This is a genomic window from Paenibacillus sp. sgz302164 (assembly GCF_056120505.1).
This window is the reverse complement of record NZ_JBVYOL010000028.1, coordinates 52,609-73,282: the sequence shown is the minus strand read 5'-3', so window position 1 is coordinate 73,282 and position 20,674 is coordinate 52,609. Positions and strand designations below refer to the sequence as shown.

16 protein-coding genes are annotated in these 20,674 nt (G+C 53.4%); 10 read left to right on the top strand and 6 right to left on the bottom strand.

What is annotated here, in order from left to right; translation table 11 throughout:
- Positions 1 to 35 precede the first annotated feature (35 nt).
- A complete protein-coding gene (locus AC0LWT_RS32350; RefSeq protein ID WP_474685414.1) occupies positions 36 to 455 on the top strand; it encodes a hypothetical protein in 420 nt (139 codons plus the stop codon).
- A 249-nt stretch (positions 456 to 704) separates the two neighbouring features.
- Here AC0LWT_RS32350 and AC0LWT_RS32345 read toward each other — a convergent pair whose 3' ends face one another.
- The gene (locus tag AC0LWT_RS32345) at positions 705 to 1,022 is read right to left on the bottom strand and encodes a hypothetical protein (protein WP_474685413.1); all 318 of its coding nucleotides are present in this window, start codon (positions 1,020 to 1,022) and stop codon (positions 705 to 707) included.
- Between the two features lie 344 nt (positions 1,023 to 1,366).
- Between AC0LWT_RS32345 and AC0LWT_RS32340 the strand changes: the two genes are divergently transcribed.
- Together AC0LWT_RS32340 and AC0LWT_RS32335 are read left to right on the top strand one after the other, a co-directional pair.
- Positions 1,367 to 2,659, top strand: coding sequence for an arsenic transporter (locus tag AC0LWT_RS32340; protein WP_474685412.1), 1,293 nt, complete (start codon positions 1,367 to 1,369; stop codon positions 2,657 to 2,659).
- 5 nt (positions 2,660 to 2,664) lie between these two features.
- Entirely contained in the window at positions 2,665 to 2,850 is a 186-nt protein-coding gene (locus tag AC0LWT_RS32335) for a hypothetical protein (protein ID WP_474685411.1), read from the top strand.
- Here the strand turns inward: AC0LWT_RS32335 and AC0LWT_RS32330 are convergent.
- Positions 2,824 to 4,086, bottom strand: a complete 1,263-nt coding sequence (locus AC0LWT_RS32330; protein ID WP_474685410.1) for a BaiN/RdsA family NAD(P)/FAD-dependent oxidoreductase — start codon at positions 4,084 to 4,086, stop codon at positions 2,824 to 2,826. The genes AC0LWT_RS32335 and AC0LWT_RS32330 overlap by 27 nt on opposite strands.
- A gap of 210 nt (positions 4,087 to 4,296) precedes the next feature.
- Here AC0LWT_RS32330 and AC0LWT_RS32325 point away from each other — a divergent pair, with 210 nt between their 5' ends.
- Positions 4,297 to 4,857: a hypothetical protein gene (locus AC0LWT_RS32325; RefSeq protein ID WP_474685409.1), complete on the top strand. Its 561-nt coding sequence runs from the start codon at positions 4,297 to 4,299 to the stop codon at positions 4,855 to 4,857.
- A 998-nt stretch (positions 4,858 to 5,855) separates the two neighbouring features.
- On the opposite strand, the gene AC0LWT_RS32320 is transcribed toward AC0LWT_RS32325, so the two are convergent.
- On the bottom strand, positions 5,856 to 6,749 hold the full coding sequence (locus AC0LWT_RS32320; RefSeq protein WP_474685408.1) for an FAD:protein FMN transferase: 894 nt from the start codon (positions 6,747 to 6,749) through the stop codon (positions 5,856 to 5,858).
- A 236-nt stretch (positions 6,750 to 6,985) separates the two neighbouring features.
- Here AC0LWT_RS32320 and AC0LWT_RS32315 point away from each other — a divergent pair, with 236 nt between their 5' ends.
- Genes AC0LWT_RS32315 through galU form a run of 4 tightly spaced genes read left to right on the top strand, consistent with a single transcriptional unit; the run spans position 6,986 to position 11,399 of the window.
- On the top strand, positions 6,986 to 9,088 hold the full coding sequence (locus tag AC0LWT_RS32315; RefSeq protein WP_474685407.1) for an ArnT family glycosyltransferase: 2,103 nt from the start codon (positions 6,986 to 6,988) through the stop codon (positions 9,086 to 9,088).
- Positions 9,089 to 9,107: 19 nt separating this feature from the next.
- Complete coding sequence (locus tag AC0LWT_RS32310; RefSeq protein WP_474685406.1) at positions 9,108 to 10,076, top strand: glycosyltransferase family 2 protein; 969 nt, start codon at positions 9,108 to 9,110, stop codon at positions 10,074 to 10,076.
- Between the two features lies 1 nt (position 10,077).
- Positions 10,078 to 10,494: a GtrA family protein gene (locus AC0LWT_RS32305; protein ID WP_474685405.1), complete on the top strand. Its 417-nt coding sequence runs from the start codon at positions 10,078 to 10,080 to the stop codon at positions 10,492 to 10,494.
- On the top strand, positions 10,491 to 11,399 hold the full coding sequence (gene galU / locus AC0LWT_RS32300; protein WP_474685404.1) for a UTP--glucose-1-phosphate uridylyltransferase GalU: 909 nt from the start codon (positions 10,491 to 10,493) through the stop codon (positions 11,397 to 11,399). The genes AC0LWT_RS32305 and galU overlap by 4 nt, the downstream gene beginning before the upstream one ends.
- A 330-nt stretch (positions 11,400 to 11,729) precedes the next feature.
- Here the strand turns inward: galU and AC0LWT_RS32295 are convergent, their stop codons facing one another.
- Positions 11,730 to 12,509, bottom strand: coding sequence for an SDR family NAD(P)-dependent oxidoreductase (locus tag AC0LWT_RS32295; protein WP_474685403.1), 780 nt, complete (start codon positions 12,507 to 12,509; stop codon positions 11,730 to 11,732).
- Between the two features lie 73 nt (positions 12,510 to 12,582).
- On the bottom strand, positions 12,583 to 13,728 hold the full coding sequence (locus AC0LWT_RS32290; protein WP_474685402.1) for an iron-containing alcohol dehydrogenase: 1,146 nt from the start codon (positions 13,726 to 13,728) through the stop codon (positions 12,583 to 12,585).
- 266 nt (positions 13,729 to 13,994) lie between these two features.
- Here AC0LWT_RS32290 and AC0LWT_RS32285 point away from each other — a divergent pair, with 266 nt between their 5' ends.
- Together AC0LWT_RS32285 and AC0LWT_RS32280 are read left to right on the top strand one after the other, a co-directional pair.
- On the top strand, positions 13,995 to 14,900 hold the full coding sequence (locus AC0LWT_RS32285; protein ID WP_474685401.1) for an AraC family transcriptional regulator: 906 nt from the start codon (positions 13,995 to 13,997) through the stop codon (positions 14,898 to 14,900).
- A gap of 404 nt (positions 14,901 to 15,304) precedes the next feature.
- Positions 15,305 to 17,392 carry a methyl-accepting chemotaxis protein gene (locus AC0LWT_RS32280; protein WP_474685400.1) on the top strand — a complete coding sequence of 696 codons (2,088 nt, stop codon included), beginning with the start codon at positions 15,305 to 15,307 and terminating at the stop codon, positions 17,390 to 17,392.
- Between the two features lie 328 nt (positions 17,393 to 17,720).
- Here AC0LWT_RS32280 and AC0LWT_RS32275 read toward each other — a convergent pair whose 3' ends face one another.
- Entirely contained in the window at positions 17,721 to 20,672 is a 2,952-nt protein-coding gene (locus tag AC0LWT_RS32275; RefSeq protein WP_474685399.1) for an S-layer homology domain-containing protein, read from the bottom strand.
- Positions 20,673 to 20,674: the final 2 nt, after the last annotated feature.

Below are 20,674 nucleotides of genomic sequence, written 5' to 3'. Positions count from 1 at the left end.
GACTTTACAATTTGGATGCAGAAAGGATGCCGGACATGAACAGTTCTACTCCGATTTTTTTCGAATTTGCGCAGGAACGCGATGCGCTTCTGGCGCTTGATACGCTGGAAGAGCTTGGCTACGAGCCCGAATTGCTTCCTGAGACCGAGCGGCCGACTTTGCACATTCATATCGACGACCAGGAGCTTACGTCAGCATTGGAAATTGCCCAAGCGCACGGGGGCAAACTGGTCGAGCGCCAGCAAAGCCGGTCCGAAGGGGACACTTATGCGATGGCCTACGATCTGGAGAATTCGATCCGCATTCCGGCGCATACGGTGAATGAAGATTGGCCCGAAGGCTACGCGGAGCAAAACGGCCCGGCAGCGGCGGACGCGGTGCCGACCGACGACGAGGCCGCCTTCGACCCGTCCGCGGACGACTACAACCGCTTCAGCGCGGGAATCCGCTTTTGAGGAAGGCGCCGCCGGGAGGGCGCCCCCACGATCGTTTCGTGGGGGCGTTTTTGTTGTGCGGGGCAAGCCTATTTTTGGAGCGGCGGTGATTGGGCCGGCGATGTTTGCCGATGGTTGCGCAGCTCCTAGCGCGCCCAGCCCCCAGCGTGCGCAGCACAACCCAGCGTGCGCAGCACTACACCGTGCGCAGCACCACCCAGCGTGCGCAGCACTACCCAGCGTGCGCAGCACCACCCAGCGTGCGCAGCACTACCCAGCGTGCGCAGCACAACCCAGCGTGCGCAGCACCACCCACCCGTGCGCAGCACCACCCACCGTGCGGTGGTGGTGTGCTGCATGAGGGCGGTCGGTCGAGTCAGGCTTTTGGGAAAGCCGCACGCGCACGCTAGAGCCGGTATTGCACATTCTCATCTGGCTCTGGTTGCGCGAAGAAAACCTGCAAAAGTACAGTTTTTGCTCGGTTGATACGCTGCAATCGAAATATTCCTGCAAATGTGCAGGCTTTTCGCCAAAATGGACCACTTTCACGGGGAAAACCTGCACTTTTGCAGGTTTTCTTCCAGTCAAGCCGCCTTGTGTCCCCTATTTCAGCGCCGCAACCCGTGCAGGAGAGGTGCGGGTTAGAGAAGATCTGCTGCGGCCGTCGAGTTGCCCGGCTGCCGTCATGCAGCGCAACGCTGCATGCTGGAGCTGTGCGCAGTGCGAAAACTGCCGCGGCTGCACGTATCCCCCATGCGGAACGGTGAAAGCGAGCGGGAATTCCTTTGCAGAAGCGGTTCAACAAAGCGGACCGGTACGCTTTTTTTCGACATGCGCTTTTTTCGAGTGTTTCGGTTTTATGCAGTTTGTTTTACAATGGATAGTATCGCTGTGCTGAAAAGCCGGCAATATTGTCGAATTTTGGGGGAAATATGATTGTTTTAGCTTGTTTGTTGTTTGCGGTAACCATTGCTTTGGTGATTTGGCAGCCCAGAGGGCTCGGAATCGGCTGGACGGCGTCGGGAGGGGCGCTGCTGGCGCTTTTGCTTGGTGTAGTGACCTGGCACAATGTAATCGAAGTTACCGGTATTGTGTGGAATGCCACGCTGGCGTTTGTCGCGATCATTTTGAACTCGCTGCTGCTCGATGAGATCGGCTTTTTCGAGTGGGCGGCGCTGCATATGGCGCGTCTGGCAAAGGGCAGCGGAAGACGCATGTTCGTATACGCGGTCCTGCTCGGCGCAGCCGTATCGGGGCTGTTCGCGAATGACGGGGCGGCGCTCATTTTGACGCCGATTGTTCTCGCGGTGGTGCGCGCGCTGAAGTTCGAGCAGGCGATGGTGCTGCCTTTTATTATGGCGGGCGGATTTATCGCCGATACGGCGTCGCTGCCGCTCACCGTCAGCAATTTGACGAATATCGTGTCTGCGGACTATTTCGGCATCGGTTTTGGAGAATACGCATCGCGCATGCTCGTGCCGAACCTGTTCTCGATTGGAGCCAGCCTGCTGATGCTGTACCTCGTCTACCGCAAGCGAATGCCGCGGCAAATCGATGTGTCCGCGCTCAAGCAGCCGCGCGAGGCGATCAAGGACATGCGCTTGTTCCGCTTGGCGTGGATCATTCTCGGCGTTATGCTGGCGGGTTTTTTTGCCAGCGAGTTTATCAAGATTCCCGTCAGCATGATCACCGGCCTGGCGACGCTGTTTTTCCTGATTGCCGCCGGACGGAGCAAGACCGTGAATGTCCGCAAAATCGTCAAGGAAGCGCCCTGGACGATCGTCGTTTTTTCTATCGGCATGTATGTGGTCGTATATGGGCTCAAAAACGCGGGACTAACGGACCTGCTTGGCAAGCTGATTCAGGCTTCGGCGGATTACGGCTTGTACGCGGGAACGCTGGGCATGGGTTTCCTTGCGGCGGTATTGTCCTCGATCATGAACAATCTGCCTACTCTTATGATCGACGCGCTCGCCATTCACGGCACGCAGACCGAAGGAATCATGCGCGAGGCGCTGATTTACGCCAACGTCATCGGCACCGACCTCGGGCCGAAAATCACCCCGATCGGCTCCCTGGCCACGCTGTTGTGGCTGCATATTTTGTCCCGCAAGGACGTGAAGATTACGTGGGGGTACTATTTCAAAATCGGCTTTGTACTGACCGTTCCAACCTTGTTTGTGACGCTTACAGGACTTTATTTATGGCTCAAATGGATTCATTGAGGTGGATGAGAATCGGCACCGCCGCGGCGGCCAAGCTTTTCCGGCTGTATCCCGGCCGCTGCTGCTGCGGACAGCTGGCCGCGAACGAGCCGGCTATCCGTTTTTGGCGCAGTGTCTACGAAGCGCAGCAGTGCGAGTTTTACAAATTGGGGAGAGAAGAGAACCTACAGTTCCAGCGCAGCTGCGCTTAGGCCCGCCGTATAGCCCGTCGCAAAAGCAGCCGTGATGTTGTAGCCCCCGGTGTAGCCGTGAATATCGAGAATTTCCCCGCAGAAAAACAGCCCGTCCATGAGCTTGGACTGCATCGTCCGCGGGTCGATTTCTTTGAGATGGACGCCGCCGCCGGTGACGAAAGCTTCCTCCAGAGAAAGCGTGCCGTGAACGGAGACGGGAAAAGCTTTCAGCAGCTTGCTCAGTTCCAGCCAGTTCTGCTTCGGAATATGGTCGAAGGTCAACTGCCCGTCCAGGCCGGCTTTGTCCAGCAAAAGCGGAATCAGCCGCTCGGATACGAGGCTTTTCAGCACGTTCTTGATCGCTTTTTTGGCCTCCGCTTTGGCGAGATCCAGGCTTTCGCCGAACACTTCGTCCATGCTCCGATCCGGAAAAAGGTCGATCGTCAGCAGCACTTCTTTCCGTTCGGACTTGGGCAGCTCTTTGACGACGAACTGGCTGCAGCGCAGGGCAATCGGGCCGGATAAGCCGAAATGGGTAAACAAAAGATCGCCGCGATGGGTGATGACGGCTTTGTCCTTCGCGTTCCATACCGACAAAGCCGCGTCCCGCAGGGCAAGGCCCTGCAGCTCCCGGCTGCGGATGAAAGGCTCCTTCGAGGTCAAAGGGACCTCGGTTGGAAACAGCTCCGTAATGGTGTGCCCGGCATCCTTCGCCCATTCGTAGCCGTCGCCCGTCGAGCCGGTGTGCGGCACGGAGCAGCCGCCGGAAGCGACGATGACGGAGCGGCTGCGGAACGTTTCGCCACTGCGCGTACGGATGCCGCGGACATGTCCGTCTTCGTACAGCACCTTGGCGACCGGACTGTTCGTGCGGATGTCCACGCCTTGCTTGCGGACTTGATTCACGAGCGCGTCGACGACCGTTTTGGCTTTGTCCGTGACCGGAAACATGCGTCCGTTGTCTTCCTCTTTCAAGCGGATGCCCAAATTTTCAAAGAACGCGATAATATCGCGGTTGCCGAACCGGGAGAACGCGCTGTGCAAAAAGCGTCCGTTGCCCGGAATATGCCGGATCAGCTCATCCATATCCTTATTGTTCGTCACGTTGCATCTTCCGCCGCCGGAGATGCCGAGCTTGCGACCCAGCTTGTCCCCTTTATCCACAAGCAATACTTTCGCGCCGCCGGCACTGGCGGCAATACCTGCCATCAATCCGGCTGATCCGCCGCCGATAACAATCACATCATAGTTCATTGCAAAAGCCCCTACACGATTATTTCTTCCATAATAGCACGGGAGCGCGGCAGTTCAAAACAAACGCCCGATGAAGGCCGGAAGTGTTTCAGGAAACTTTCATTTTACGTTCATGCGATGTTCATCTGGATTTGGTACGTTGATGCTGGAGCGATGGAGAATACATACGACATTCAGGCACGACCCAAATTCGATGAGGAGGACTCGCCAATGAACATTTCCAGTTCAACCGTCAGTTATTTGTACAGGCAATCTTTGCAAACTTCCGCCAGCTCGGAAAGCGGAGGTTCATGCAGCACGTCCGAAAGCAGCAGCAGTTCCAGCTCAAGCAATTCCGCCGACTCCGTGGAGTTGAGCTCCGCAGCTTTGCAGCTTTACGCGCAGTTACAAAATTCTTCTTCCGATTCTTCCGGGACCGGAGAAGGAGTTACTTCCATAGATACAGGGGATACGTCTTCTATTGCAGCATCGATATCCTCGGGCAAAAAGCCTATGGGACCTCCCCCTGGGGGCATGCCTCCGGGTGGGGGACCCGGCGGACCCGGCGGCGCCGGCGGACCTCAAGGAGCCTCCTCCAAGGAGGATGACTCGCTCCAGTCGATTCTTCAGACGCTGAAAAGCGATGATGACGATGATGACGACAGCACCTCAAGCAGTACGAGCAGCAGCAGCTCTACCAACAGTTTGCAGGAGCTTTTGAAAAAAGCTTACAGCTTAGGCAAAGCGGACGCTGCATCGGAGACAGCCTCCGTCCTGAACGTGCAGGCTTAATCAACAAAAAAACCGGCGGCCTTTGGAGCGTAAAACTCCAGGGCCGCTTTTGTTTTGGCTCCGCGCGGAATCGTGGCTTGCCTCTGCATCGGCCCCCCGCCAAGGGGCGGGGTTCGCAGGCAGCAGCCGTCAATCGCGCAGGAATGTTTTGGCTCCGCGCCGAATCGTGGCTTGCCCCTGCATCGGCCCCCCGCCAAGGGGCGGGGCTCGCAGGCAGCAGCCGGCAATCGCGCAGAAATGTTTTGGCTCCGCGCGGAATCGTGGCTTGCCCCTGCATCGTCCCCCCGCCAAGGGGCGGGGCTCGCAGGCAGCAGCCGGCAATCGCGCAGAAATGTTTTGGCTCCGCGCGGAATCGTGGCTTGCCCCTGCATCGGCCTCCCGTCAAGGGGCGGGGTTCGCAGGCAGCAGCCGGCAATTGCGCAGAAATGTTTTGGCTCCGCGCGGAATCGTGGCTTGCCCCTGCATCGTTCCCCCGCCAAGGGGCGGGGCTCGCAGGCAGCAGCCGGCAATTGCCGGCAATCGCGCAGAAATCTGCCTGGCTGCACGAAGAAAACCTGCAAAAATACATGAATTTGCGTCCTTGATCGCTGGTCGCGAACAATTCCTGCAAAAGTGCAGGCTTTTCATCCGAACTTATGGGCGCAGACTCACTTCCAGTGAAAATTCCTGTACTTTTGCAGGTATTCCGCCAAAATCAGCCGATTTCGCAGAAAAAACCTGCACTTTCGCAGGTTTTCTCCTTACCGAGCTGCCTCCTACCCAGTTGTGCGGTTCCACGACCCACACCGGAGAGGCGCCGCTGGGGAAAAGCAGGCTCTCCCGCTAAGCGGAGCCCCTCTGGTTCCCCTATCCCTAACAAAGTGCCGCGACTTTCTCGGGCGATCTGACAATCGCGGGCTTCTTAGGCTCGCCAAAGCCCCGGGCCCCGCTCGCCAAAGCCCTGGACTCCGCTCGCCAGAGCCTGGAACCCGCGCACCAAAGCCCTGAACCCTGCTCGCTCAGGAAGCCTCCTGTCTGAAATGATAATGATCGATGCTCATATCCAGCCAGGTTTTGCCGAGCGATTCCTTTTTGCCGAAGTAGTGGATTTGCCTGTTGGTCGAAATCAGGATGGCCTCGCACATCGTTGTGCGCTCCGATAGCAGCGCAAGACCTGCCTCGATGCCCAGTGTGCAGATCGCTTTGGCCCATACATGGCATTCGATGACATCCTGGCCGATGACCGTGCATTGCTCCACGTCGCTGTCGCCGGGCACGGGGTTTTCATATTTGCTGTACGTGGACAAAGCTCCTTGGGGCAGAGCGACGCCGCCCACCTTCATATTGCCGTTCCACGGGTTCTGAATGCCGATGATCCATGGGTCAAGCTGGCGCAGGGCTCTTCCCCATGCGGTCAGACTGCCTCCGGCGAGAATGAGGCCTTGTTTCAGTTCCATGCCGGTCTGCATGTACTCGGCCATTCTTTTCACGGACCAGCTCGTTTCGATGCCCCCCAGATCGATGATGGAATGCTCGGGAAGCGTAATGGACTTCTGAACGGGATCCATTTTCCAGAGCAGTGCCGGCTTTTTGAAGTTGGCCGTTTGCGCCTCGCCGCTGTTAAGCAGGGGGAAAAACCCGCCCTCGGTCGCCGTTTGATAAGCCTCTGCCAAAAAAAGTACTTCCAACATTGTGTTCGAAACCATGCAGCTTTCGCCGGCCAACGTATTTAACAAGCTGATTTCGCTATCGGCCAAATTGCGGCTGAAGCGTTTTTCTGCGCTTCGGAACCAATCCACGGCAAGCTTCTCGACGACGAGAGCATCCTTGTCTTCGCACCTGAGAAGCAGCTCTATGTCCACTTGCATGGCCTGAAAGCGAAACGGATGGAAGGACTCTGTGATAAGTTCCATAATGCTTCCCTCTTTTCATGTACTGCCTCTTGAATGATGTATTTAGTATAAAATCGACAGCTGAGATGAACTTGATTGTTTGCTGAAAAATCACTGAATGTTTCCTGTTCCAACCATTTCAGCATAGGCTCAGAAAGCTTTCACTAAAAACTCAGGGGGCTTTCAGCTAGGATTCAGCAACGGTGATTAAAGTGTTAGGTGTAAAGGGAAATCAATCAAGGGGTGAACGACCGAATATGAAAACAAAACGATATCAACAAGTGGATATCAGCCTTATTTTGATCGCGTTGCTGGCTGCTTTCCTTAACATGTATAACATCTGGACGGATAAAACGGTGAATGCCTACTACACTTCGGCTGTCACCAGCATGCTGCAAAGCTTTCATAATTTTTTCTTTGCTTCCTTCGATCCGGGCGGTTATGTAACGGTGGATAAGCCGCCGGTGACGTTCTGGGTACAGACGCTCAGCGCTTACATCTTCGGGCTGCACGGCTGGAGCGTGATTCTGCCGCAAGCTTTGGCGGGCGTCGGGTCGGTGCTGCTCATCTACGTGATTGTGAAGCCGAGTTTCGGCCGTACGGCGGCGCGGCTGGCGAGTCTGGTCTTTGCTTGTACGCCGATCGCGGCGGCGGTCAGCAGAACGAACAATGTGGACAGCTTACTTGTATTCACATTGGTATCGGCAACCTGGATGCTGTTCCGGGGCATTCGCAGACAGCAGTGGGGCTGGGTGATCGCGGCGTTCGCTGCCGTCGGTGTCGGGTTTAATATCAAAATGCTGCAAGCTTACATGGTAGTGCCCGCTTTTTATTTCTTTTATCTGATTGCGGCCAAGGTGAACTGGAAGAAAAAACTGAGCGTATTGGCCGCGTCATCCATAGTTTTGGCGGCCGTATCTTTATCCTGGGCGGTAGTCGTGGACTCGATCCCGCAAGACAAGCGCCCGTATATGGGCAGCAGCCAAACGAACTCGGTGCTGGAGCTTGCTTTTGGCTATAACGGCGTGTCGCGTTTGACGGGCATGAAGGGAGGGCCTGGCGGCGGAGGCGGCGGCCAGATGCAAATGCCGAACGGCGAGGGCCGTTCGCAGGACGGCGGCCGCATGAACCGCGAGGACGGCGGCGCGCCGAACAGCGAAGCGGCCGCAGACCGCAACGGCGGCATGGCTAGCGGCGGCGGCCAGAACGGCGGCATGCCGGACGGCGGTGCGCCGAACGGGCAGATGCCGAACTTCGGCGGCCAAGGCTTCCCCGGCGGTCCGGGCGGCGGAGGCGGAGGCGCGTTCAACACCGGCCAAGCCGGGCCGCTGCGCCTGTTCCAATCGGCGCTGTCCGGTCAAATCAGCTGGCTGATTCCTTTTGCAGCCATTGGCGCACTCGCGCTGCTGGCAGGCATCCGCAGAAGAACGCCGCTTACTCACAAGCAGCAGGAAACGTTGTTCTGGCTGGCCTGGCTGCTGCCGGCTATGGGATTTTTCAGTATCGCCGGCTTCTTCCATCAATATTATTTGATCATGCTGGCTGCGCCGATCGCGGCGCTTGCCGGAGCCGGTTGGGTGGAGCTGTGGCACCGCTACCGCGACAGAGCGGGCTGGCAAACATGGCTGCTGCCGGCGGCGATTGTGGGAACGACGGCTTTTGAAGTGTACATTATTTACCCTTACAATGCGCAAATCGGTTACAGTTGGGCGGCTGGAGTCGGCGCCGCGGGTGTCATCATGACCCTGCTGCTGCTCATCGCCGCCAAAAAAGAACAGCTGGCGCACACCGCAGCCATGCTCGGATTGCTGTCGCTGCTCGCGGCGCCTCTGTTCTGGGCGGCAACACCGCTTCTGTACGGCGGCAACAGCATGCTGCCCGAGGCGGGGCCCAGCTTGATGAGAAGCGGCGGCATGGGCCGGATGGGCGGCGGTATGAACGAGCAGGTCAACACCAAGCTGCTGGACTACGTGACCAAAAACAATACCGGCGAGAAGTACCTGTTCGCGGTATCCAGCGCCACTTCGGCGTCGCCGTATATTATTCAGACCGGCAAGCCGGTCATGGCTATGGGGGGCTTTTCGGGTTCCGACCCGATTTTGACGGTAGATAAATTAAAGCAAATGGTTGCGAACAAAGAAATCAAATACTTCCTGTTATCGTCCGGTGGATTCGGCGGATTCGGCGGCGAGAAAGGAAACTCGGAAGTCATTACCTGGATTAAAGAACACAGCAAGGAAATTCCATCGTCGGAGTGGCAATCGGCAACGTCGTCGCAAAACCAGGGTGGCGGGCGCGGCGGTCCGATGGGAATGGGCGGAAGAGATGGCAACTCGACACTGTATGAAATTACTCAATAAACCGAAGGAGGAAACCGATATGACGGCATATGTACGCTATTCGATTGTAATTCCCGTATTCAACGAGGAGGCTGTCATTCATGAGACGTACCGGCGCTTGAGGGAAGTGATGGATATGACCGGCGATTCGTACGAGCTGCTGTTCGTCAACGACGGAAGCCGCGACGAGACGGCGCCGATTATCAAAGGCTTCAGCGACCTGGATGAGCGGGTCAAGCTGATCAATTTTTCCCGCAACTTTGGTCACCAGATCGCGATTACGGCGGGCGTGGATTACGCCGGCGGAGATGCCGTCGTCGTGATCGACGCCGATCTCCAGGACCCTCCGGAGTTGATCCTGGAGATGATTGCCAAATGGAAGCAAGGCTACGACGTCGTCTACGCCAAGCGGACGAAACGGAAGGGCGAAACCTTTTTCAAAAAGCAGACGGCTCATATGTTTTACCGGATTCTGCGGGCGTCCACGGACATCGCGATCCCGGTCGATACCGGCGATTTCCGCCTGATGGACCGCAAAGTATGCGAGGAAATGCGCCGCCTGACAGAGAAAAACCGTTTTGTCCGCGGGCTCGTTAGCTGGGTCGGTTTCAAACAAACGGCCGTCGAATACGTGCGCGACGAACGCCTGGCGGGAGAAACGAAATACCCGCTGAAGAAAATGCTCAAGCTGTGCCTGGACGGAATCACTTCCTTTTCCTATAAACCTTTGAAATTAGCGAGTTATTTGGGAGGCTTGCTCTCGGTTTCGGGTCTGATCTACATGCTCGTCGTCTTCTATCTCAAACTGTTCACCAGCGCGGCCGTACCCGGATGGAACGCCATCGCGATCATTCAACTGATTTTCAGCGGCTTTATTTTAATCATGCTGGGCGTTCTGGGTGAATATACCGGCCGTATTTACGACGAGGCCAAAGGCCGGCCTTTATACATTGTGCGCGATTGCTACGGAATGAAAAAAAAAGAACGCCGCATCAAGAGCGTCATCTGATATGAGCAAAAATGTGGCGCAATTCGTGAAGTTCGCTATGACGGGAGGCGTAAATACGGCGATTGATTTTGGAGTGTTTACTCTCCTTACTTTGTGGGGATGGCCGTATTTGGCGGCTCAGGCCGTATCGTATTCCAGCGGTGTGATCAACAGTTATTTGATGAATCGGGCATGGACGTTTGCAAAAGACAGGGAGCCTTCGCGGAGCCGCAGCGAATTTCTCAAATTCGTCGGCGTGAACGGCGTAGTCCTGTTAATGACTTCGGCATTGATGGCCTGGCTTGGACAGCATGCGGGATGGCCGGTGTGGAGCAGTAAATTGTGCGTAAGCGTTTTGGGAATGATAGTCAACTATACGGGGAGCCGCTTCTGGGTATTCAGCCAGCAGCCCCCTGCGACGAAAAGGAGTGGTATATGATGAAGAAAATTAAAAAAGCCGTAATTCCGGCAGCCGGATTAGGAACAAGAATTTTGCCGGCCACGAAGGCGCAGCCCAAAGAAATGCTGCCGATCGTCGATAAGCCGGCCATTCAATATATTGTTGAAGAAGCGGTGCGCGCCGGTATCGAGAACATTCTCATCGTGACCGGGCGCAACAAGAAGTCGATCGAAGACCATTTCGACAAAACGGTTGAGCTGGAGCAGGCACTGTTCGAGAAAGGAAAGCTGGAGACGCTCCGCGAAATCCAGAACATCTCGGGCATGGCGAACATCCATTATATCCGGCAAAAGGAGCCGCTTGGATTGGGGCATGCGATTTTGTGCGCGGAGTCTTTTATCGGCAATGAGCCGTTTGCGGTGCTGCTGGGAGACGACATTCTCTCGAAAGATTCCTGCGCGCTTACGGAAATGATCGATCTGTACGAATCCACATACAAGCAAATTGTCGGCGTGCAGCCGGTACCGCAGTCGGAAGTGAGCAAATATGGCGTGATCGCGACATCAAGGCAGCAAAACCGGACCTTCCAGGTGACGGACCTGATCGAAAAGCCTGCGCCTAACAAAGCTCCCTCCAATATGGCGATCATGGGACGGTACATTTTGAAACCGAGCATCTTCCAGGCGCTGAAGCGGATCGAAAGAGGAGCGGGCAACGAGTACCAACTGACCGACGCTTTGCGCGAGATTTGCCGGCTGGAAGGGCTTCTGGCGCTGGAGATGAAGGGCGACCGCTACGATATCGGCGACAAGTTCGGGTATTTGAAAGCGACGATGGAGCTCGGATTGCAGCGGGAGGAGCTTCGCGCGCAAATGTTGGCCTACATGGATCTCCTGTTAAAAAGGGAGCTGGGCAATGAGCCGCCTTCCATACGGGCCGTTTAAAACAGGTGTCAGGTGACAAGAACATAATCTTATTCCCGATGAACGTTAAGGTTGAGGCTTCGATGCTAAATCTGCAGATTGGAGCTTAAGTACACACTCGATGCATGTGGAGTGCGTAATAGGAATGCAACGAATAGATACGTAGAAATCCTTTGTATTCACGACGCTCACGATGGACGGCGCTGATTTCAAAAATAAGGTACTGAAGAACAAAATCGAAGTTTCAGTCGTGCTTGATTGTTTTATACAGATATGCTTAAGAGCCGGATGTTTTGTACTTCAGAGCATTCCGCTCTGTGCATGAAATGGGAGATTAACGCATGCCACGTGTCAATCGAAGTTAAAGATAACTCCGGTTAATTTCTCTGAGACATCCCAGAGGCTTTCAGCTACCAAAGGGGTATACAGTTTCTCGATGATAGGATCGCTTTTGGGATAGCCTTTCCTGCCTCCTTTTCCGTCAGGGCCAATATACTCCCCTCCGTTTAGGTAGGGGGATGTGGAGCTGTATAACGAGGGCAACGCGCCCATGTTCGCCGGCTGTGTCATGAAAAAGGACATTAGACGCATCACAGCATTGGGACGCTTTCCCGAACCAAAAGAAGTAAGATTCGTATTCGAGAATCCTGGATGGCAAGCGATACTCTTTGTCTTCGTCCCGTTCCTGCTGAGCTTGCTATGCAAGGCTCTGGCAAAGAGCAGATTGGCCAGCTTGCTCTGACCGTAAAATTTCCAGCTGCTATATCCCTTGGAACCGTCGAGATTATCGAAATCGATTTTGGCATTGTGAGCGGCTAAACTGCTTAAAGTGACCACTCTTGAGGATGGAGCGGCAACCAACCGGGGCAGCAATAATCCGGTTAATGCAAAATGCCCCAGATGGTTGCTTCCAAACTGGGATTCAAAACCATCCTTGGTTAGCCGATAAGGAGTATTCATTATACCTGCAGCTTGGCCCTTATCCGTATTGCGGACAGCCAGAATAACCGTGGCATTTTTTTCTGCCAACACGGATGCCGTTTCGAATCCGATTCCGCTATTTGCACCCGTAATCACGGCAACTTTGCCCGACAAATCGGGAATATCGTCCTTTGACCAGCCTTTGTTCATTTCGCTAGCGACCTCCCTCGTTTGCTAAAGCATGAAAACCCCTTGGAAGGGGCTTCATGCTTCGAGAAACTGATTACATTCGATTCAGCAGTTCGACAATCGTTTCTTTCGGATAAAGGGATTGCATCCGGGCCATTTCAATGGTTCGATAAATATGGGAGGCAATCTCTTCGATCTTGTCCTTTGTGATATGAACTTGCTCTAGCTTGACCGGAGCGCCAATGCTGACAAACCAGTTCATTAACGCCCCGATGCCTTCTTCGGCTGTTTGCAGGCCGAAGATATGGCGTGCGAATCGTTCATATCTTGTCGGGTTCATGGCAAGATGCCAATTCATCCATGCCGGGTAAACGACGGCGAGACCGGCGCCATGAGGCACATCGTACAGGGCCGATAGGGAATGCTCGATCAAGTGGGTGTCGTAGCGATTCCCCTCCACCCCGGCGAAGGTGGTTCTATTCAAGGCTTGCGCCGCAGCCCAAGCAAATTCGCTTCTGGCTTCATAGTCCCTCGGATTCTTCAACAAGGCGTCCGTGGTTCGAATGACCGTTCTGATGATGTTCTCGATATGATTCGCCGTCATTTCTGGAATGTAGGCGGCGGTAAAATATAAATCCATGCAGTGGGACAAAATATCAACGCCGGAGTAAGCCAAATATTCCGGGGTGACCGTTTCCTGAAGCACCGGATTGATGACCGACACAGTCGGGAAAGCGGCCGGGCTGGAGAAGCCGAACTTTTCCGTCGTTTCCTCGTTGGTAATGACCGCGGAAGCGTTCATTTCGCTGCCGGTTGCCGACAAGGTCAAAATATCGAAAATTTTCAGCGCGGCATCCGGATATTTCTTGTAGCTGCACAAGTCCCAAACGTCGCCCTCGTATACGGCTCCTGCGGCAATGACCTTGGCTGTATCGAGCACGGAGCCGCCGCCCACGGCGAGCACGGCATCGACGCCGTTCTCCTTGGCGATGCGTACGCCTTCCCTCGCTTTGCTGATGACCGGATTGCTTTTGATCCCGCCCAGGGTGACAAAGCTGATTCCGTGATCGGCGAGCGATTTCGCAACCCTGTCGAACAGGCCAGACGTTTTGATTCGCTCCGAGCCGTAAACCAGCAGCACTTTCTTTATGCCGTAGGGCGCCATGTAGCTGCCGATTAGGTTTTCTTTATCTTTTCCGAACTCCACTCTCGTCGGGTTGTAGAATGTAAAATCTTTCATCTTGCATCCTTCTCCTCTTTCGACCAAGGGGCGGTCTTATTTTTTGTGTTTCTATCCTGTACAATAAATGAAAAGCCTATGCGGTTACATATCCAGATTACTGAACATGTTGTCTGAATCACTGATCGGCTTGAATCCGTAATCGGCACAAGTTCATCGTGGATTTGACTATGTATGGGACGCCGATTCGGATGTATAATGACATTTACTTAAACAAGACGATCGGCAAAGCCCGCACCGGCTTTGCTTGCAGGGAGGCTGGGCGCATGATCAATATCGAATCGATCTCTGTGCTGCACGACATACTGGGCTGCCCCAAGCCCAGGCATCCATTGATCACGCTGATCGACTACAATTCGATCAATCCTCGCGATTCCGAATACAAGGTGTTGTACAAGCTGAACTTCTATATGATTTCCTTGAAAAACAATGCCGAGTGCGAACTGATTTACGGACGCAAATATTACGACTTCCTTGAAGGAAGCCTGATGTTTGCGGCACCGGGACAAATTCTCGCTAAGGGGAACCGGAACAGCGACGAAAAGACGGACGGTTGGATGCTTTGCTTCCATCCGGATCTGATCAGAGGCAGCGCATTGTGGCACAAAATGCCGGAATACAGCTTTTTTGAATACGAGGCGAATGAAGCCTTGCATCTCTCGGATCAGGAAAAGGAAATTATCGATCGCATCGTCAGCCATATTCAGGTTGAATACGGCGGAAATTTGGACACCTACAGCAACGACCTGCTCCTGTCGCATCTAGAAGTGCTTCTGAACTATGCCAAACGCTTTTACGGGAGACAATTTATTACGAGAAAGGCAGTCGTCAAAGATTCGGTTGCCAAATTTGAGCGGCTGCTGCAGGAGCAGTGCACGACGGAAACGATTGAAAAAGTGGGGATGCCCAGCGTAAAGGGACTTGCGCAGGCGATGGGGTATTCCCCTAACTATCTTTCGGATATGCTGAAGAAAGAAACGGGGAAAACGGCACAGGAATTTATTAAATTGCACATGCTGGAGATCGCTAAGCGATTGCTCGTGACGACGAAGGACCCCATTTATCTGATTGCGGGGAGACTCGGATTTGAACAACCGTCAAGCTTTACGAAGTTTATAAAAATGCAATTAGGCGTTAGCCCCGCTGAGTATAGAAGGATGAAAGCTGAGTGATTTGGCAAATATGCGATTAGAGAGCCAAGACTTTTTAAGTAACATGTTCAACCGCTTAAATTTAGAATATTCAAGGGGACGCGCTTAATTGCGTCCCCTTTTTGTGCGCCATGCATGGCGATTAACTAGGTGGTGAAAGTCCACTGTGGGGGTTTTTCAATTAACCAAGCACATTCCTATGGATCAGGGCACCCTCTATTGAGGGTGCCCTAAATTTCGCCTTAGAGATGATATGCTGAACCGTATCACAAATAGTGGTAAAGCAGAAATTAGAATTGAATGTTGAAGCAGCAATGTTAAATCATTTCCGCTCATATCGCAAATAGGAGGAACATGTTGGAAAATATCGAATGTTTTTTTAGTATATTCAACCGAAAACAACCAAAAACAGGAGGATTCACACGATGAATATTAATCTTGCTGGAAAGAAAACTAGAGTACCTATTATGGCGAAGTTTATTTCTATTCTGGGAGTCATGATGGTAATCACATTGCTTTTGTCCAATGTATTAACATATATACAAGTGAAGTCCTCCTATACCGCAGACGCTATCAAGTTGGACGAGATCAACTCAACGAATGCAGTTACGCAACTGGACCTCATTCTAAAGGAAGCGAAGTCGACTGCTAACAATTTAGCAAATCAAGTTTCGATAATGATAGAGACCAATACATTCAATGCTTCCGTTTTGACCGAGAACTTCAAACGGATTAAAGAGTCTGACCCCGTTAGAAGTAATGTCTTGTTCTTGGACGCTGTGAATAACAAAATATTGGACTTAAATAACGATAAATCTGATGTTCCGGTAACGGAAAGACTGGCTTATTCAGCAGCCAAACAAGCCATGAAGCCAGCTTTTACCTATGCTGTACCAAACCGTGCGGGGAAGATGATCATCACTGTTGCAACCCCCGTAATGGTTAAGGATAAGATGGTTGGCGCTGTCGGGATACAGATGGGCTTGGACAATTTTTACATCATTCGCGAGCAGTTAGAGAAATCTACGGGAGATAAGTTTATCATTCTGGACAACAGGGGAGTGGTGATCACCTCATCTTTACAAGAGTTGACTTCAAAAAACATCAACCCGGAGCAGGCCGGTAAACTTAAGTCCGTTGAAGATGTGACGAAGGATGCCAACGAATTTGAATCGAATTACGGTTGGGTCAAGAAGCTTTATCAGTCTGAACCAAGCATCCCCCAGCAGTTGACATTGAGCGGTGAATCCTATACGCCTCATTTCACGCAATTGCCTGAACTGAACTGGAAAATTGTTTCACTTGTCCCTTCAGACCGTCTTGCGAATAAACTTAAACTGATCCAAAAAGATGCGCTAGTCGCAGCGATTATTGGATTGCTTTTGGCCCTAATTTCCAGTTATTTTATTTCCCGATATGTTGTTAAAATTTTGAAGGACCTTAGTTCAGTCATTCGGAAGACCGCCAAGGGAGATTTATCTGCCAAAGTTCGTTACGCTTCCAACGATGAAATCGGCGATTTGGCTGTGGATTATAATACGATGGTATCCAATATAAACAGCTTGGTTTGGCAAGTCCAAACTAGCGCAGTTTCGGTGAAAACGGCCGCGGAAGGCGTACAAATGATTTCCGACAAAAACGCCGCAGCCGCTAACGATGTCGTCCAGACTACGGAGGAGATTGCCCATGGCGCATCCAATACTGCTACGGATATCGAAAGCGCGTCGGATGCAGTGCATCAGCTTAGCAGCGAAATCGAAGTATTGATTACCCAATCTTTGGATATCAGCAAAACTGCCGAGGATTCAAGCACCCAAATTGAAACGGCAAACCAGCAGGTGCAGTATCTGGAAGATTCGTACGGCAAGCTGGAACAGTCGTTTCAGCACGTTACCTCGCTGGTAAATAACTTAAATGAGAAATCGAAATCGATCTCTTCTGTTTCACAAGCTATTTTTGAAATCGCCGGTCAGACGAATCTCTTATCGTTGAATGCTTCGATTGAAGCGGCCCGGGCAGGCGAACACGGCAAAGGCTTTGCAGTTGTTGCCCACGAGGTTAGAAAACTAGCCGAGCTATCTCAAACATCAGCCAATGAAATTAACACTACCATTGGTCAGATATTGACTGAAACGAACCGCTTGGTTGAAGTTGTACATGATACGGATCAAATCAACAAGGTTCAAAAGGAAGCCGTTGCCCATGTAAGTGTCACCATGAAACAAATGATCACTTCATTTGATAAAATTACGGCAGAAATCCAAGCGGAGCTTCAATCGATTGAGAACATCCAGTCAAAGAAGGTGGTGGTCATCGGGGCTGTCGAAAATATTGCGGCATTGTCGGAGGAGACGGCAGCTTCCGCGGAGGAAATATCTTCTTCTATGGCCGAGCAGGCTGAATCTCTCCAACAAGTGGCGCAATATACTAGCAATTTATCTAATTTAGTGGAAGAATTACAGCAAGCGATTCAGAAATTTCAAGTTGAAAGAGACGCAAATTTATTCGAATGAGTGCGTGTCGAAAAAAGAGCAAAGGAGCTTACCGCGGTAAGCTCCTTTCAGGAAGAAAGAAGCAACGAACGAAGAAAAACGGGCTTTATTGAGAGCCTTGATAAAAGAAATCCATATTGAAGCTGATCGAAAGAGTATTAAAAATATCGTCTTCTGGTTCACGGGCGGGTCTCGGCATCTTGACTAAGAAATTCCAAATGACGAACCGTGGCTTGGCAAAACCACAATCCGCCGTCGCGATGATTCGGATGTTTACCTTCTGCACCTAAAGCAAGGGCCGTCCCTCAGCTTCATATCTGCTTTCGGACGGCCCCGCTCGGACTGCGCATTATTTGGAATTTCTGTTGTCGATCAGCTTAGCCTTTTCCAGCATCCGCTGCGCGATGGCCGCCGTCTCCGCCCGAGTGATTTCGCTCGTCGGCTTCAGCCCTGCTTCCCGGCCTTGGACCAATCCGCTCTTCACCGTGGCCGCGACTGCTTGCTTCGCCCACACGTCTACCGCTGCGCCGTCTGCAAACGGGGCGAGTACGGTTGCCGCGTCTGCGCTGCTGACGTTCGTGTCGAGTCCCGTCCACTTCATCGCCCGTGCCATCATCGCCATCGCTTCTTCGCGCGTGATTGTTTTGCCCGGGCGGAACGTGCCGTCCTCGTACCCGTTGATGATACCGTACTCCTGCGCTTTCGCCACAGCACCGACGTACCAGTCGCCGGACTTCACATCCGCGAACGCGGCGGTTTTGCCGTTGTCGGCAAGGCCGAGCGCCCGTACCATGATCGCTGCGAACTCGGCGCGGGTGATTGAGGCATCCGGATTGTAATGCGTCGCATCGACTCCGTTCACGACCAGACGCGACGCCATGTCGTTAACAGCAGCCTTGGACCAATGCCCCTCCACATCCGCAAACGTCATCGGGTGCCAAATGAGCGAGTACGCGCTGTTCGTCAAGCTGTTCACGACCGCGTAACTTTTTCCGTCGCGTGCTGTCACGTAAGTCGGCACGTGGCGGGTTGTTCCGTCCGCATCGAGCACGACGGCGGTCGTGATTTTGCCGGGGGCGATACCGTCCGGCAGCGGAATTTCCCGCTCCACATACGAACTGAACTTGTCCACGGTCACCGTTTGGCCGTTATACGAAGCAGTTATCGTAAAATCGACCGGCGAAACGACAACGGTAAACTTGCTGTTGTCCGCCGCATTTTGCATCAGGGTAGCCGTGGCCGCGCCGCTCTTGGCAATCTCCACATGGAGGACGATATCTGCCAAGTTCACTTGCCCGCCAAGCTGCTTCGATATTTGATCGATGAATACTTCCGCTGCCGGAAGTGTATAGTTCCCGTTCGGCGTTTGAATTTCCAGCACGGCCTGCTTGTTTTCCAGCGCTTTCACCGCCGCCCCGGTCAGCACCGCCGTCACTTTGTCCGCGCCCGACGTCGTTACCGGGATGACGATGACCGGTTTGTCTCCTTCTTTCGCAAGCTGCGCTGCCAATTGGGCCGTATCCACTGTTACCGTTAGCACCGTTTTCCCGTCTTCTTTCGTTGTTGCGCCCGTGGCGATTTGTTCCTGCTCTCTGCCGTTCACAATGACGCGGAAGCCTGAGCTGTCGGAGGGCTTGCTATCGCTGCCGCCGGACGAGCTCCCGGATGAATTGTTGCCAGACGCTTCCTCACGCGTCACCGTCACCATATACGTCTTCACCGCGCCGTCTTGTGCTTTCACGACCAACTTGATCGTGTTGCTGCCTACGTTCAGCGGAAGCGGCGCATCCGACGCCACACCGTTCGTCAGGTTTAGCGTACTACCCGCCTGCGTCCCTGTGCTATTGTACACGCTCGCCGTCACTGTGCCATAGACGCTGTCATACACCGTCGCCGTCACCGTCACCGACGAGACGCTGTTCGCCACGTTCGCCGTATATGCGGTCGTCGCCGCATCAAACGCCGGGCTCAGCGATACCGCTACTCCCGATGCTGCGTCTTTCAAGCTCAATGCGCTCAAATCCGCGTTGCTGCTCGGCACGTAAGGCGTTACAGTCACTTTTCCCGCGTTCAACGTTTTGCCCATCTCAATGGCCGCTGTATCCGTGAACGAAAAATTCGCTACTTCTCCGGTCGCCACTGCTAAAGCTTTATCTCCTGACGATGCCGCGTCTTTAATTTTAAACGTTACCGTAAACAGCTTCTGCCCTGCGGCAATCGGGCGATCGCCGCCTGTTGCGTCAGCCCAACCGGCTTTCAACCACCCGTCTGTGTTGTTGAAGTTGGATCCGAAAAGCTCCCCGCCGGACTCTTCCCGGATGCTCGTCACTTCGAGCGCGTTTTTGTCAAAATCGATTTGCATGCCGTATGAACCGATGCCTGTTGATGCGGCGGTTACGGAAACCGGCACATCGACCGTTTGCCCCACAGCCCCGCTCGCGCTGCCGATGGCCACCGTTACGGTATTCATCGTCACCGGTCCTAACGCCGCGCTGGAAACTGCGATTCCCGGCGTTTGGCCTGTCAAAGCTGCCGGCGTCACTTCAAACGTGATGTACTTGCCCTCCTGCGCGGACGTAGGCACGAACGCCCGGTTTGTCGCTCCCGCGATCGCCGCTTTGTTCGTTCCGCTCGCGTCATCCGCCGCGTACCACTGGAACGTACTCGCTCCTTCCGCATCATTGTTCGCGTCTGCGTACGTATAGTTCCCTGTCAGCGTGTAGCCCGCTTTTGCCGTTCCTGTAATGCTCACAGCGCTTGCCTTCGGCGCGTCGTTATTGACGGTTACTTTACCTGCAGCCGTTTGCACCGCTAGCGGTTGGGCATTATTATCACTCACATCATAGGAGTGGATAGTCACATTCGAATCGCCGGATGCGGCACCGGATTTAATTTTAAACTGAATCGTAAATACCTTCTGTTTCTGCGTGATGGTAGTCGCAATACCTGTAAAGTTAACATTGACGATACCGCTCTGGCTTGTGGTGTTGTACTCAAAAGTATCGAACTCTGTATCCGTCGAGGTTTGATTCGTAACTGCGTCGCTCGACGGAAGCTCAAGTACGTTGGGATCGTATGCTACATTAATGCCGTAGGAAACGATTGTATAACTGCTGGGATCCAAATACACGGCTACGCTGACGGTATCCCCTTGATTTCCCGACACGCTGCCCACCTCAATCGCAGGATCGGCACGGGCAATGGTTAACGCACTGAAGGAAACCATCATGCAAAACACCAGGATACTCGAAATTACCCGTTTAAAATGAAAAGCTTGTCCAAACCATGTCCGATGTTTCAAGC